The following is a 13,891-nucleotide window of genomic DNA, read 5'->3' as shown; positions in this document are numbered from 1 at the left end:
CGCCTTTTATTCATGTTCAAAGATCTCGATTAATGGCTGTTCGTAGCGCGTTTTAATCGTGTCGATCCACCACTGTTCATCGTGAAGGTCAAACACATGCAGCGCCAAATCATTAGAGTCTGGCAGCTGTTCTACCCACACGGTGCCGGGAGTTGAATTGATCAGGCACGAAAGCAACGCCAGGCCGTACGGGTCTTTAAGATCCAGTGGCACTCGGACGAACTGTGATTTTACACCCTTGGCATTGAACAAGATGATGCGGCTGACGTTAAAGCAGGAGCGTATGATTTCGATCATCGACATAAACAGCAGGCGTGCCAACACCAGCGGTTTACGCAGTGGTGCTGGGGCGAGTGGGCGCAGTGGTCTGGCGAGCAGCGGTGCGGCAATGGCCAGGACACTGCCCAGCAACACCTGTGCAGGCGCAGTGCTTTGATTCAGCAGTAGCCACATGATTAACAAGGCGCCCGATAAGGCAGGAGAGGGAAGCCAGCGCAGCGTCATTGGTCCGACTCCCCGAACGTACCGCCCACCGCAGCGGTTGATCCTAGACGGTTCAAATAGACCTCAGACTGGTTGAGCGCTTCTGTACTGCGCTCCAGATACGCCATCGTCGGGCCTGCTTGAACGGTGAGCAGCAGGCAGGCCAGTAGCAGGGTGATGACAGGCATGACTTCGGAGCGCTGCAGATGAGGCGCGACCGGGTTCTGGACAGCCCAGAAGGTCCGTACCCCAAAACGCATTAACGAAATAATGCCTGCCAACCCGGAAAGTACGACCAGCGCAATAACGACCCAAGTGACGATTCCCCGCTCAATCAGCAGGTCGGTAGGATTCAACAGCCTATGAAAAAGACTGAATTTGGCGATAAACCCTGACAGCGGCGGCAGCCCGGTAATAATCAGGGCGCAGCAGGCGAAGGCCAGCCCCAAAAAGGCCAGCGCGCCAGGGATCGCCTTGCCGACGGGCTCCTCCGGCTTATCCTCCACCGCGAAAGCCTCCATGGTTAATGCCAGCATCGCGGCTCCCGGTGTGCGGATACGCTCAATTAACTCTATCAGCAGCAAAAACGCGGCAACTGCCAGTGTCGAGCTGATCAAGTAAAACAGCGCCACGTTGATAAGCGCCGGTTGGCCATAACCAACGGCGGCCAGCAGCGTGCCTGATGAGATGACCGCCGCATAGCCTGCCATGCGGCCAGGTTCCTGGCTTGCAAGAATACCGATGGTGCCGAAAGCAAGCGTGACAAGGCCTCCCCAGAGCAGCAGGTCAAAGCCGAAACCGGCGGCAGGGCCTTCCGAGAACAGCAGTAACCACAACCGAATCAGCACGTACACGCCAACTTTGGTCATCAGTACCATCATGGCAGCCACCGGCGGCGAGGCCGCCGAGTACGTCGTGGGCAGCCAGAACCCCAGTGGCCACATGGCGCTTTTGGTGAGAAAGGCTAACGCCAGAATAACCACGCCAATTTTTAACAACATGAGGTCTTCCGGCGATAGCATGCTCAAGCGCATCGCCAGGTCGGTCATGTTTAGCGTGCCGGTCGTCGCGTAAATCAGGGCCACGCCAATCAGGAAGAAAAACGACGCTAACAAATTCACCACAATGTACTGCATGCCTGCTCTTATACGCATGCTGTTATAGCCATGCAGTATCAAGCCATACGAGGCCGCCAACATGACCTCGAAGAACACAAACAGATTGAACAGGTCATTGGTAAGAAAGGCCCCGTTAATGCCCATTAACAAAAACTGGAATAACGAGTGAAAGTGCACACCAATGCGGCTCCAGCGGATCATGGCAAAGATCAGAGAAGCGCTCGCCAATATTGACGCAAGCAGCAGCATCACCGCCGTTAGCCGGTCAACCAACAAGACAATGCCAAAGGGGGCTGTCCAGTTAGCAGAGAGGTAGAGGCCAATGCCATCGGGCCAGTATTCGTGGTCCGCCAGCAAAAGCAGTGCGACAGAGGTCGCCAGCATCGCCAGCGTGCTGGCCAGGTTAATAAAAAACTTTTTTTGGTGATGACGTTCATTCACCAGGATCAGCCCTGCCCCGAATATCAAGGGCAGTAAAACAGGTGCCAACATTAAATGGTGCAGCCAAGGAAGACTCATCAATGGGGCTCCTTGCCATCAACGTGGTCGGTGCCGGTAAGGCCGCGAGCACCAATCATCACCACCAGATAAAGGGCTGTGGTGGCAAAGCCGATCACGATAGCCGTTAAGACCAGCGCCTGGGGCATCGGGTCGGCATACAAAGCGGGGTCAATAGTGCCCTCGGCAAGCGTTAAGGGGGGCTGATTGATGGAGAGACGCCCCATGATGAAGATAAATAGATTAACGGCATACGAAATAAGCAATAAGCCCGTAATGACCTGAAAGGTGCGTGGACGCAGCAGCAGCCACACCCCGGAGCCAAACATGATGCCCATTGCCATGGCCATAACAGCTTCCATTAGCGGGTCTCCTGTTGAGGGTTGAGGGGCGCTGGCGCCGTGGTAGCGGGTAAGCGGTGGCTGCGTACAGATTGGTGTGCCAGCGCCACAAGCATCAGTATCGAGGAGCCAACGACCACGCCAAAGACACCTAAATCAAACAGGAATGCACTCGGCAGGTGCACCTCGCCAAGCACAGGAAGCGTGAAGTGTGCGGTGTGGGTGGTCAGGAAAGGATAGCCCAGCAGCCACGCGCCCAGGCCCGTTGCGCAGGCCGTCAGTAGGCCAAATGCAATCCAGCGGTGAGGGCGTAGGCGTAGATGCGTTTCAACCCACTGCGTACCGGCCAGCATGTATTGAACAATAATCGCAACCGCAAAGATCAAACCGGCAACGAAACCGCCGCCGGGCAGGTTATGGCCCCGAATAAAGAAGTAGGCCGCGATGACGCCCATCACGGGCAGCAGCAAGCGTAAATAGACGCTGGGGATTTTGAGATAGCCTGTTGCCACTTGCTGGACAGGTGTTTGCCCGGCTGCAGGATCAACGCTGTTGGTCTGCTGAGCGGGAATGGGCAGGCTTTCAGGCGCGGGGCGAAAGCGCCGCAGCAGTGCGTAAACGGTCAAGGCGACAATGGCCAACACCGCAATTTCGCCCAGCGTATCGAAATTGCGGAAGTCGACCAGCAGCACATTGACCACGTTACTTCCCCCGCCTTCACTTAAGGCATGGGTAAGGAAAAAGTCAGAAATACCGCCTTCTGAAGGTGTGCGTAGCAGTGCCGTATAGCTGATCAAGGCCATTGCCAACCCCGCACACACCGCAATAACGATATCGCGTGAGCGGCGAAATAGTGCGCGTTTGGTGGTAGTAATGTTCAATTCCTGCGGTGCGATACGCGGGGGAAGCCAACGTAGTCCCAGCAGGATCAGCACCGTGGTAATGGTTTCCACCATTAGTTGGGTAAGCGCCAGGTCGGGCGCCGATAGCCACAAAAACGACAGGCTGGTAATAATGCCCACACCGCCCACCAGGCTAAGCGCTGCCAAGCGATGGTATTTTGCCTGCCAGGCCGCCGCGACAGCGCAAATTGCCCCCATCAGCCATAGCCCGGCAAAGAGCCAGGAAAATCCCCCATTGGCAGGCAGAGCAAGCAGCGAGATGGGGCGTATCAGCAAAATGGGCGCCGCCAGAAGCATCACCACCATAAGCAAGAGCTGAGGCTGCAAGCGCCGTGTGCTGAGTATTTTTTCCAGCAAAGAGGCGATGGATGAGATCCGCAGCATGGTATTTTCGTAGGCTTGCTTGCCGTTAAAGCGCCCCAGCAACGGCACATGGGTGGCTTGAATTAGCCCATAGCGGACACGTAGCCAAATATAGAACCCCACACCGCCGATTAACGCGACGAAACTCATTGCCAAAGGCAGGTTGAAACCGTGCCAAACGGCGAGGCTGTAGTAGGGCGTTGCCTCGCCTAATACAGAGGTAACGGCGGCGTTCAGGAAGGGGCCGATACTCAGGCCTGGAATAATGCCCACCACTAGGCAGCAAAGCACTAAAAACTCGACAGGAAAGCGCATCCAGCGTGGTGGCTCATGCGGTTGGCGAGGCAAGTCATCAGGCAGCTTGCCGAAGAAGACGTAGGTAAAACGAAGCGAATACGTAACGCCAAAGACCCCCATCAACACCGCCGCAATGGACATCCCCCAGTTTTGCGCGGAGCCAACGCTTAGCGCTTCGGCAAAGAACATCTCCTTGGAAATAAACCCGTTAAGAAACGGGACGCCGGCCATCGCCGCACTGGCGACGATTGCCAGCGTGGACGTGTAGGGTAGCGCTTTATAAAGGCCGCGCAGGTGGCGCATATCTCGGGTGCCCGTCTCATGGTCAATAATGCCTGCGGCCATGAAAAGCGAGGCTTTAAACGTGGCATGGTTAACGGTATGGAAAATCGCGGCTACCAGTGCCAAGGGGGTGCCAATGCCCAGCAGTACGGTAATCAACCCCAGATGGCTGATGGTTGAGTAGGCCAGCAGGCCTTTCAAATCGTGTTGGAAAATAGCGGTGAAGGCACCAATCAACATGGTGCATACGCCAGCCCCCATGATGATCCAGCTCCACTCAGGCGTTCCTGACAGCGATGGCCAAAGCCGCATGAGTAAAAAAAGGCCCGCCTTGACCATGGTGGCGGAGTGCAAAAACGCCGATACCGGTGTTGGCGCTGCCATGGCATGCGGCAACCAGAAGTGAAAAGGGAACTGCGCGCTTTTGGTCAGCGCCCCTAACGCGACCAATAGCAGCATGGGCCGATAAAGCGCGTGATTACGGATGAGGTCACCCGAGGCCAACACAACATCAAGCGAGTAGCTGCCTACCATATGGCCAAGCATCAAGACACCGACCAGCAGACAAAGCCCCCCGGTTGCTGTCACGGTGAACGCCATGCGTGCGCCGCGGCGGGCGTCGGCGCGATGATGCCAATAGCCAATCAACAAAAACGAGGTGATGCTGGTTAACTCCCAGAACAGCACCAGCTGTATGAGGTTGCCCGATAGCACCACCCCCAGCATTGAACCCATAAACGCGAGCAGAAACGAAAAAAAGCGAGGTACGGGATCAGCAGGCGACATGTAGTAGCGGGCATAGATAATCACCAGCAAACCGATACCCTGGATCAGCATGGCAAATAACCAGGCCAGGCCATCCATACGCAATACGACGTTTAGGCCGACACTGGGTAGCCAGCCAAATTCACTCCGTACAACCTCCCCGGCGCCTACCTGGGTATAGAGAAAACCGGTAATCAGCAGCCCTAAAAGCGTTACGCCACCCGCCAGCCACGCTTCCCGATTACGGGCATTGGCGGGCATTAATGCGGCCATTATGCTGGCGATAAAAGGCGCTGTGATAAGTATAAGTAGCAGCATAATGTTCCGTCAGATGGTGAAAATTCTGGTGTCTCAGCGGTTATCACGCTGCGGGTAAACGGCTTGTCTGTGGAGTAGTACTATCTTAATCCACGCGCGGTAAATGTATATGCCTGAACAGGGTGAACCACGCTTGCTCTTCTCTGCTTTAATTTTAGCGAGTAACAGCCGTGAGGCATGGCTCGCTTCCTGATAAACTACCCGCCCACTTTGCTCATACTGTTGTGGTTAACTGGTTTGGTTAATCTGCGAGGTAACCTGTGACCATTCGCTTCATTGCTGCTTCCCAACTGCCCACTCCCTGGGCCACGTTTACCATGCACGGTTTCGAAGACAACGCGACCGGTAAGGATCATATCGCCCTGACGCTGGGTGACCTCACGGGGGACGCGCCGGTACTGGGGCGCGTGCATTCCGAGTGCCTGACCGGCGATGCGCTATTCTCCATGCGTTGCGACTGTGGCTATCAACTGCAGGAAGCGCTTAAGCGTATTGCCGAAGAGGGCCGCGGCGTACTGCTTTACCTGCGCCAGGAAGGCCGCGGCATCGGGCTGCTCAACAAGATTCGCGCCTATCACCTGCAAGACCAAGGGGCGGATACGGTAGAAGCCAACGAACAGCTCGGGTTTGGCGCCGATATGCGCCGCTATGACCTGTGCGTACCGATGCTCAACCACTTGGGCGTCACCGCGCTTAAGCTGATGACCAATAATCCGCGTAAAGTCGATGCGCTGACCCGGGATGGCGTCAATGTGGTCGAACGGCTGCCCATCACCACTGGTTTAAATCCACACAATGAACAGTACCTTGCCACCAAGGCAGGCAAGCTTGGCCATATGATGGCGCTGGGTGATTTTACCCAGGCAAGCGATGTCGATATTGAGCGAAAGGGCTGAAATAACGCTTTAATGCGGCTAAAACCCCGAAAAATTGCTTTTTCTTAAACTTTTTTGCCTAGCGTCTGAGCTATGTTGATACAAACCGATATTGGTACAGATCGGTGTTGATACATAGCAGGATGCTAATTATCTGCAAAAGAGTAAGGAGGAGCAATCATGAAAGCACTTTGCTGGCACGGCAAAAACGACGTGCGCTATGACACAGTTCCTGATCCCGAAATAGAACACCCCCGCGACGCGATTATCAATGTAAGCAGCTGCGCCATCTGCGGCTCCGACCTTCATCTTTACGATCACTTTATGCCCGGCATGATGACCGCCGTGGATATCTGCTGGGCTCAAGCTTTAACCAAGCGGCACGCCTACAGGCGGGTATCACGCCGGATTGCAGCCACCGCAGGATTTGAAGCGCCCCGTGGAATAGAAACGCGCTGCCCTATCCTCCCATTTAACCTACTTATTTAACTGCCTATTCACGGTGCTCATCAACATCCAAACAAAACCCAAGCGCTGTACCTTCCGTGTTTGGGTTTTGTCATGTTTCAGCGCTATGGTGATGGCTCTATTATCCAGAACTCTATTATCCAGGTTAGCCGCGTCGTTCGCTGCTACTCATGACCGTTAACACACGGTGGAGGGGATATGAGCCACACAGCCAGCGTCAAGTCTGAAGAGTTCAGTGCATTAGAAGAGCGCTTACATAGTATCAGCCATGGGGTGGGCGCATTGTTAAGCGTTGTTGGGGCAGTGGTACTGCTGGTCATGGCGAGCATTGCCGCTCAGGTAGACCCTTGGAAACTGACAAGCCTTGGCTTGTACGGCATGACGCTGGTATTGCTATATACCGCTTCTACGCTTTATCACGGTATCCCGCATCGGCTTTGGAAGCAGCGCTTTCAACTGTTGGACCACTGCGCGATTTACTTGCTGATTGCAGGCACCTATACGCCTTTCTTACTGGTGAATATGCGCGGCCCAACGGGCTGGGCACTGTTTGCCGCCGTGTGGTCGCTGGCGCTGATAGGCATTACCTGCAAGCTGCTGTGGCCGCAGCGGCTGTCGATTTTCCGCGTGGTTATTTATTTGCTGATGGGGTGGATGATCCTGCTGGCATCAGAAGAAATGGCGGCGAAGCTCTCGGTAACCGGCATCGCCTTACTGGCCGCGGGCGGCATTACGTATACGGTGGGCGTAATTTTCTATGCCGTGCGTGCGATTCCCTACAATCACGCTATTTGGCACCTCTTTGTGGTGGGAGGAAGCATCTGCCACTACTTTGCAGTAGTAGCAGCGGTGCTGCCTCATACGGTGTAAAACGCGGTGCTGGCTTACTGAGCGGCAGCTTGTTCGCGCTCACCGGCTTTTGCCAGGCCCGGGCGCTGCGTATGGCGTTTGTGGTAGATCAAGAATGGCTCGGGCAGGCGATGCTGCATGCCAATGGCCCAGGAAAGCGTATGGGTGAGAAACAGGTCGGCCAAGGTGAAATCGCCTCCAAGCAGCGTTTCCTGGCCCTGAAAGCGGCGTTCAAGAGCGCCCAATGCGCGCTGAAACTCCCACTCTGCGGTAGGAATCACGGCCGGTACGCGTTTGTCTTCAGGTAGCGCAAAGGTGTGCTTGGCTTGGGTCCAGAGCGGCTGTTCGACTTCGGTCACAATAAAGCTTAACCACTGGTCGACCTGGGCACGCTCGGCGGCGTTAGTCGGCAGTAGTTTGCCGTTACCGTAGTGCTCGGCTAGGTAGCGGCAAATGGCCGACGATTCAAACAGGGTAAGTTCGCCATCCTCCAGCACCGGTACTTTGCCATCCGGATGACGTGCCAGATACGCCGAGGTTTGGCCTCCCCCTTTCTCCAACGCAACATGCTGGCACTGGTATTCAAGGCCCAGCTCTTCAAGCGTCCAGGCGGCACGTAGCGAGCGTGAGCGGGGGTAGGTGTATAGCGTGATCATGGCGCGCTCCTGACAAGGTGCCAGCCGAGGCTGGCGAAAAGAAGACGCTTTCAATTTAGCGGCCTGGTGTCAGGATGTCGATATTGGCAGGATGATGGACGCGGCCTTTGCGGGGCAGCGTGCTCTTGGACTGACCTTCATCTTATAAGCAGCTTACGCTTGGTTATCGCGCGCCTTGCGAATGCGTTCGTAGGCATTGCCGATTTCACTGGTGCGCGCCTGAGCCACTTCACGCATGCTTTCAGGCAAGCCTTTACCGGCCAGCTTATCCGGATGGTTTTGGCTCATTAAGCGACGGTAGGCTTTCTTGATCTCGGCATCGCTTGCCTCTTCACTCACACCCAGCACGCGGTAGGCGTCCTTAAGTGCCTCTTCACTGGCTCCTTGGGAGTTGGCGGCTGCGCCATGCAGCATGGCTTCAATCTGCTGTACCTCTGCTTCACTACAGCCAATGCCCCGCGCTACCCGCACGATCATTTCATGCTCTTCAGGATGCAAGACACCGTCAGCGGCGATAGCCGACAGCTGAACCTGTAAAAACACCTGGCGCATAACCGGTTGATGGCGGGTTAGGCGCCCGACGTTGGCAAGCTCAGCGTCCAGATCAAAGTTATCCGCACGGCCTCGCTCAAAGGCAGCGCGTGCCTTGGCCCGCTGCGCCCCCTGCAAATGCATCTGGTCAAACAGCTTTTCGGCAACGCTAAGCTCGCCTTCGGTCACTTTGCCATCGGCCTGGCAAAGGCAGCCCATAACGGAAAAAATCGACTCTAAAAAGCCTTCCTGAAGGCGCATGCGCGCCTCTCTTAACCGCTTGGCGAGGCGTCGTGCTAGCCACCAGCCCAGTACACCGCCAATTAACAGGCCAGTGGCGCCGCCGATGGCATAACCCACCAGGGCAAAAAATATAATCAGTAGTAACATGGCTCTCTCTAAGCGTCAGAAGTCGTGGGTTTGCAGCTGAGGGCGGCATTTTCAGCTATTGTCGCTTGACCAAACGGCGTTTTTCGCTGCGTAAGGCGGTAAAAGAAAGCGTGCTAACTTTTGTTGCCAGGCTTTCTGCCCTTTTGTTTGGAGAAGCGCAATGCCCTCGTTCCACCCGAGTGCCCCAAAAAAACTCTACGGTACACGATCTCAGGGTTTTTGAGTATCACAACCCGGCAGGCGGCCAACGCCCGTGCCCGTTCACTGTTTAAACTCAATCAGCCCGATGGGTTCGATTGCCCCGGCTGCACATAGGGCGACCCTGATATAGAACTCCTGGTTTGAGATCTTCGAGAACGGGGTAAAAGCCGCTTGAGATGCTGCATAACGGCAGCCATGGGATCACCTCGCACTACTTCTTTCCCAAGCTGGGTGGCGCGTGCTAGCGCTGCGTGAGTGATCCCATCCGTTGAATAGGTCTAAAAGCGCCAGACAAGGGCTTTCAAATAAAGCAAACGCTCAAGTTTTAGGAGGGTACGCCGAAGATAGTTAACGGGCTTTAACGCTTGTCTGTCTGAAAACCATAGCGGATACGTATATTGATGGTGACCAGATCATCAACAGCGACATTCAACAAGTTTTTTCCACAAGAGGATTGTCATGAGCACTGTTAACAACGCCCACGACACGACCATGCCGTCGGTGCTGGGTAAAAAAGACAGTAATGATGAGATGGTGCATCGTATAGGCCACTTGACCCGCCTGCTGCGGGATAGCATGAAGGAGCTGGGCCTGGATCAGCAGATCAGCCAGGCAGCGCAGGCCATACCCGATGCCAATGACCGGCTTAACTATGTGGCCTCAATGACGGAACAGGCGGCTGAGCGGGCACTGAATGCCGTTGAGCGCGCGCAACCTGTGCAAGACAAGCTTGAGGAGGAGGGCGCCGCGCTTAATACGCGCTGGCAGGCAGCGGCGGCTCTAGCCGTTGTAGAAAGCGACCCATCGCTTATCAAGGACACGCAGCTCTATTTGAGTGATTCGCTTCCGACCGCCACGGGGTCTACGCAGAAAGAGCTGCTTGAAATAATGATGGCTCAGGACTTCCAGGATCTTACCGGTCAGGTGATCAAGAAGATGATGGAGGTTATCCAGCTAATTGAAGAGCAGCTTGTTCAAGTGTTGGTCGACAATGTTCCTAACGTCACCGATGGGGTGAACATTGATGATAATCGCGATGAGCATGCCAAACTGCGCAATGGCCCGCAGGTAAGCGAAGGCAAAGTGGATGCCGTGTCAGGGCAGGACCAGGTGGATGATTTGCTGGATGAACTCGGTTTTTAAACCAGCATCTCTTTCCCGGTGGCTTGGCGCCCATTGTCTGGCACTTGCTTTGCGATGGCCGCCCGTAATAGAGCGGCGCTTATCTCGCTATTGAGGGTGCTTGTCGATCAGTCGCGGTGCTGCTTTTAACTTGAGAGTGAAGGCAGCCGCTGGCGAATGGCGGCTTCGATGCCTTCTGCGTCCAGACCACAGTCCCGCAGCAATTCATCCGGCGTGCCGTGCTCTACAAATGCGTCGGGCAGGCCGAGATTGAGCACTTCTACCTGTACACCTTCAGCGTTGAGCAGTTCGTTAACAGCGCTTCCCGCGCCACCTGCAACGACGTTCTCTTCAAGCGTTATTAGAAGCTCATGCTCGTCGGCCGCGTGGAGGACCGTGTCGCGGTCCAGCGGCTTGATAGAGCGCATATTGATATGCGTGGTGTTGAGCTTTTCGGCAACTTCAGCGGCTGCGGTGTTTAGGCTGCCAAACGCGAGTAGCGCAATGCGCACGCCATCGCTTTGTGACTGACGGCGTACCTCCGCCTTGCCAATCGGAAGCGATTCCAGGTGCTCAGGAATTTCCACGCCGGGGCCAGTGCCGCGCGGGTAACGCACTGCCGCAGGGCCGGGATGATAATAGGCCGCACTCAACATGGCGCGACACTCGGCTTCATCGGCAGGTGCCAGGATGACCATGCCGGGTACGCAGCGTAAAAAGGACAAATCCATGCTGCCGTGGTGAGTGGGGCCGTCTTCACCCACAAGCCCTGCCCGGTCGATGGCAAAGGTGACGTCCAGCTCCTGCACCGCTACGTCATGAATGAGCTGGTCATAGCCGCGCTGCAAAAATGTTGAATAGATCGCCACCACCGGCTTCATGCCTTCGCAGGCCATGCCCGCCGCGAGCGTCACGGCGTGCTGTTCGGCAATGGCTACATCAAAGTAGCGAGCTGGGTACTCTTTGGAGAAACGAATCAGGTCGGAGCCTTCGCGCATGGCGGGGGTAATCCCTATCAGGCGTGAATCGCTCGCGGCCATATCGCACAGCCAGTCGCCGAATACGTTGCAGTACTTTCTCTTGGGGGCGGATGGCGCTTTGAAGGGCGGGGCGGGCGCCACGCTGGCTTTCTCAAGTTTGGTGATGGCGTGGTAGCCAATCTGGTCCGCCTCGGCGGGTAAAAAGCCTTTGCCTTTGCAGGTTTTGATATGCAGAAACTGCGGGCCATCCAGCTCGCGCAGGTTACGCAGCGTCTCGGTCAGTGCCTCAAGGTCGTGCCCGTCAATCGGGCCGATGTAGTGAAAACCCATTTCCTCGAACAGCGTGGCGGGGCTCACCATGCCTTTCATGTGCTCTTCGGTGCGCTTGGCAATTTCCAATGCGCCTGGCAGATGAGAAAGTACTTTTTTGCCCTCTTCGCGCATTTTTAGATAGGGTTTGCTTGACATCATCCGGGCGAGGTACGTCGCCAGGCCACCGACGTTTTCCGAGATCGACATCTCATTGTCGTTGAGCACGACCAGCATATTAGCGTTGACGTGGCCGGCATGGGCCAGCGCTTCAAAAGCCATGCCCGCCGTGAGCGCGCCATCACCAATAATCGCACAGACGCGGCGATTATCGCCTTTGGCCTGGGCAGCCAGCGCCATGCCGAGCGCTGCGGAAATCGAGGTGCTCGAGTGGCCCACGCCAAAGGTGTCGTATTCGGATTCAGCGCGGCGCGGAAATGCCGCCAGGCCGCCGTGCTGGCGAATGCTGAGCATCGCTTCACGACGGCCGGTGAGAATCTTGTGCGGATAAGCCTGATGGCCCACATCCCACACCAGGCGGTCCTTGGGCGTATGAAAGGCGTGGTGCAGGGCCACGCTCAGTTCTACTACCCCCAAGCCTGCGCCAAAGTGGCCGCCGGAAACGCCCACGCTATAAAGCAGGTAGGCACGCAGCTCGTCAGCCAGTTGGGCAAGCTGCTGGGTATTCATGGCCCGCAGCGCAGCGGGGTGATCAAAAGAGTCGAGCAGCGGCGTTGCCGGACGCTCGCGGGGAATCTCGTCGAACAGCTTCATGGGCATCTAGTGGTCGCGCTCGATCATATAGTGGGCTAATTCGGCCAAGGGGGCGGCTTGCTCGCCTAATGGGGCGAGAGCGGCAATGGCCTCGTCAATCAGGGTGCGCGCTTTTTGTTGCGCGCCTTCCAGCCCCAACAGGCTGGGATACGTCGGCTTGGCGCGTGCAGCGTCAGCGCCGGATGTTTTGCCGAGTGTCATGGTGTCACCCGTCACATCAAGGACATCATCATGAATCTGGAAGGCTAGACCAATGGCGCGCGCGTAGCGAGTCAGGGCGTTTATACGCGGGTCGCTCTCGTCAACGGCAATCAGCCCGCCCATACGCACCGCCGCCACAATCAGCGCACCGGTTTTATGAGCGTGCATGTGCGCCAGGGCGTCCACGTCAGGGTGGCCGCCGATAGCCGCCAAGTCCAGTGCTTGGCCTGCCACCATGCCCTCACGGCCAGACGCCGTGGTAAGCGTCGTGATCAGGCTGCCAAGCCGCGGGTGAGCGGTGCGTGCCAGCGCGTCAAAGGCCAGGGTTTGTAGCGCGTCGCCTGCCAGAATCGCGGTCGCTTCATCATAGGCGATATGCACGGTCGGCTGGCCACGGCGCAGATCATCGTCATCCATGGCGGGCAAGTCGTCATGAATCAATGAGTAGGCGTGGATGAGTTCAATGGCGGCGGCCGGGGCGTCGAGGTCTTCTTCGCGTGCTCCCAGCGCCTGCCCAGCAAGATAGACAAGCAGCGGGCGCAAGCGCTTACCGCCGACTAAAAGACCGTGGCGCATGGCGTTATCAAGCCGCGGGACCACGGCGTGATCGTTAAAAAGCGCGTTTAGCGTGGCATCTACCCGGGCATTGCTGGCTTGACGTAAGGCGGTCAATGAGGGGGCATTGGTCGCTACCATGGGGGCGTCTCCTTACCCTCGTCAGTGGCATCCTTGGGCGATTCACTATCAGCAAACGGCGTGACGTTTAAACGGCCTTCGCTATCTTCGCTCAGCGCGCGGACTTTTAGCTCGGCGCTGTCCAAGCGTTGCTGGGCATCGCGCGTCAACCGTACGCCCTGCTCAAAGGCGCCCAGCGCATCTTCCAATGACAGCTCGCCTGACTCCAGGCGTTCTACGATGGTTTCCAGCTGGTCAACCGTGGCCGCAAAATCCTGCGGTGAAGGTGTGGTGTCGCTCATTGGTTAATGCCTACTGTTTTCTGGCGCCCCATCAAAAAGGCTGCGCGTTGCCTGCCATGACAAACGCACAGTATACACCGAGGGCAGGGGGGGGCGTCTGCCCCAGGCCGCTTTGTGCGTATGACTTGCACTGTTTTCATCTTGATAACGCACACATTTCATCAGTTCGTATCGGCCTGATGGGCGTGCGG

The 13,891-nt window shown here is 56.4% G+C and carries 13 protein-coding genes; 4 read left to right on the top strand and 9 right to left on the bottom strand.

The genetic code is table 11. The annotated features are described in order from the left end of the window. Positions 1–6: 6 nt before the first annotated feature. From ACT3TJ_RS05210 to ACT3TJ_RS05195, 4 genes are read right to left on the bottom strand one after another with little or no spacing between them, the layout of a single operon-like run. On the bottom strand, positions 7–504 hold the full coding sequence (locus ACT3TJ_RS05210) for a Na+/H+ antiporter subunit E (protein WP_193054088.1): 498 nt from the start codon (positions 502–504) through the stop codon (positions 7–9). Then, positions 501–2,120 (bottom strand): monovalent cation/H+ antiporter subunit D, encoded by a 1,620-nt coding sequence (locus ACT3TJ_RS05205; protein WP_193057130.1) that lies wholly within the window; start codon positions 2,118–2,120, stop codon positions 501–503. Before ACT3TJ_RS05205 ends, ACT3TJ_RS05210 begins: the two co-directional genes overlap by 4 nt. Beyond that, on the bottom strand, positions 2,120–2,461 hold the full coding sequence (locus tag ACT3TJ_RS05200; protein WP_172116917.1) for a Na+/H+ antiporter subunit C: 342 nt from the start codon (positions 2,459–2,461) through the stop codon (positions 2,120–2,122). The genes ACT3TJ_RS05205 and ACT3TJ_RS05200 overlap by 1 nt, the downstream gene beginning before the upstream one ends. Continuing rightward, positions 2,461–5,367 (bottom strand): monovalent cation/H+ antiporter subunit A, encoded by a 2,907-nt coding sequence (locus ACT3TJ_RS05195; protein ID WP_193057129.1) that lies wholly within the window; start codon positions 5,365–5,367, stop codon positions 2,461–2,463. Before ACT3TJ_RS05195 ends, ACT3TJ_RS05200 begins: the two co-directional genes overlap by 1 nt. 260 nt (positions 5,368–5,627) lie before the next feature. Between ACT3TJ_RS05195 and ribA the strand changes: the two genes are divergently transcribed. From ribA to trhA, 3 genes are all read left to right on the top strand, one after another. Then, positions 5,628–6,263 carry a GTP cyclohydrolase II gene (gene ribA, locus ACT3TJ_RS05190; RefSeq protein WP_172116919.1) on the top strand — a complete coding sequence of 212 codons (636 nt, stop codon included), beginning with the start codon at positions 5,628–5,630 and terminating at the stop codon, positions 6,261–6,263. A gap of 159 nt (positions 6,264–6,422) precedes the next feature. Beyond that, entirely contained in the window at positions 6,423–6,731 is a 309-nt protein-coding gene (locus ACT3TJ_RS05185) for a hypothetical protein (protein ID WP_226912183.1), read from the top strand. Between the two features lie 177 nt (positions 6,732–6,908). Then, a complete protein-coding gene (gene trhA / locus ACT3TJ_RS05180; protein ID WP_172116920.1) occupies positions 6,909–7,580 on the top strand; it encodes a PAQR family membrane homeostasis protein TrhA in 672 nt (223 codons plus the stop codon). 14 nt (positions 7,581–7,594) lie between these two features. Here trhA and ACT3TJ_RS05175 read toward each other — a convergent pair whose 3' ends face one another. Both ACT3TJ_RS05175 and djlA read right to left on the bottom strand, forming a co-directional pair. Further along, positions 7,595–8,215 (bottom strand): glutathione S-transferase family protein, encoded by a 621-nt coding sequence (locus ACT3TJ_RS05175; RefSeq protein ID WP_172116921.1) that lies wholly within the window; start codon positions 8,213–8,215, stop codon positions 7,595–7,597. Between the two features lie 153 nt (positions 8,216–8,368). Beyond that, complete coding sequence (gene djlA, locus ACT3TJ_RS05170) at positions 8,369–9,136, bottom strand: co-chaperone DjlA (RefSeq protein WP_172116922.1); 768 nt, start codon at positions 9,134–9,136, stop codon at positions 8,369–8,371. Positions 9,137–9,796: 660 nt separating this feature from the next. On the opposite strand from djlA, the gene cheZ reads away from it, so the two are divergent. Then, positions 9,797–10,480, top strand: a complete 684-nt coding sequence (cheZ, locus tag ACT3TJ_RS05165) for a protein phosphatase CheZ (protein WP_192527760.1) — start codon at positions 9,797–9,799, stop codon at positions 10,478–10,480. 125 nt (positions 10,481–10,605) lie between these two features. On the opposite strand, the gene dxs is transcribed toward cheZ, so the two are convergent. The 3 genes from dxs to ACT3TJ_RS05150 are packed head-to-tail and all read right to left on the bottom strand — an operon-like array spanning position 10,606 to position 13,700. Then, positions 10,606–12,528, bottom strand: a complete 1,923-nt coding sequence (gene dxs, locus ACT3TJ_RS05160; protein ID WP_193057127.1) for a 1-deoxy-D-xylulose-5-phosphate synthase — start codon at positions 12,526–12,528, stop codon at positions 10,606–10,608. Further along, the gene (ispA, locus tag ACT3TJ_RS05155; protein ID WP_193057126.1) at positions 12,529–13,419 is read right to left on the bottom strand and encodes a (2E,6E)-farnesyl diphosphate synthase; all 891 of its coding nucleotides are present in this window, start codon (positions 13,417–13,419) and stop codon (positions 12,529–12,531) included. It abuts the gene before it with no gap. Next, complete coding sequence (locus tag ACT3TJ_RS05150; protein ID WP_172116926.1) at positions 13,413–13,700, bottom strand: exodeoxyribonuclease VII small subunit; 288 nt, start codon at positions 13,698–13,700, stop codon at positions 13,413–13,415. The genes ispA and ACT3TJ_RS05150 overlap by 7 nt, the downstream gene beginning before the upstream one ends. Between the last annotated feature and the right edge of the window lie 191 nt (positions 13,701–13,891).

It is taken from the genome of Halomonas sp. AOP30-A1-24, assembly GCF_052378165.1.
In the GTDB taxonomy this organism is placed as follows: Bacteria; Pseudomonadota; Gammaproteobacteria; order Pseudomonadales; family Halomonadaceae; genus Vreelandella; species Vreelandella citrativorans.
The sequence above is the reverse complement of the archived record's forward strand: the minus strand, read 5'-3'. Positions and strand labels throughout refer to the sequence as shown.

Bases quoted from the DNA above. Each gene is read 5' to 3' on its own strand.
- ACT3TJ_RS05210 (WP_193054088.1), bottom strand. From the start codon at position 504: ATGACGCTGCGCTGGCTTCCCTCTCCTGCCTTATCGGGCGCCTTGTTA.
- ACT3TJ_RS05205 (WP_193057130.1), bottom strand. From the start codon at position 2,120: ATGAGTCTTCCTTGGCTGCACCATTTAATGTTGGCACCTGTTTTACTG.
- ACT3TJ_RS05200 (WP_172116917.1), bottom strand. From the start codon at position 2,461: ATGGAAGCTGTTATGGCCATGGCAATGGGCATCATGTTTGGCTCCGGG.
- ACT3TJ_RS05195 (WP_193057129.1), bottom strand. From the start codon at position 5,367: ATGCTGCTACTTATACTTATCACAGCGCCTTTTATCGCCAGCATAATG.
- ACT3TJ_RS05185 (WP_226912183.1), top strand. From the start codon at position 6,423: ATGAAAGCACTTTGCTGGCACGGCAAAAACGACGTGCGCTATGACACA.
- trhA (WP_172116920.1), top strand. From the start codon at position 6,909: ATGAGCCACACAGCCAGCGTCAAGTCTGAAGAGTTCAGTGCATTAGAA.
- ACT3TJ_RS05175 (WP_172116921.1), bottom strand. From the start codon at position 8,215: ATGATCACGCTATACACCTACCCCCGCTCACGCTCGCTACGTGCCGCC.
- djlA (WP_172116922.1), bottom strand. From the start codon at position 9,136: ATGTTACTACTGATTATATTTTTTGCCCTGGTGGGTTATGCCATCGGC.
- cheZ (WP_192527760.1), top strand. From the start codon at position 9,797: ATGAGCACTGTTAACAACGCCCACGACACGACCATGCCGTCGGTGCTG.
- dxs (WP_193057127.1), bottom strand. From the start codon at position 12,528: ATGCCCATGAAGCTGTTCGACGAGATTCCCCGCGAGCGTCCGGCAACG.
- ispA (WP_193057126.1), bottom strand. From the start codon at position 13,419: ATGGTAGCGACCAATGCCCCCTCATTGACCGCCTTACGTCAAGCCAGC.
- ACT3TJ_RS05150 (WP_172116926.1), bottom strand. From the start codon at position 13,700: ATGAGCGACACCACACCTTCACCGCAGGATTTTGCGGCCACGGTTGAC.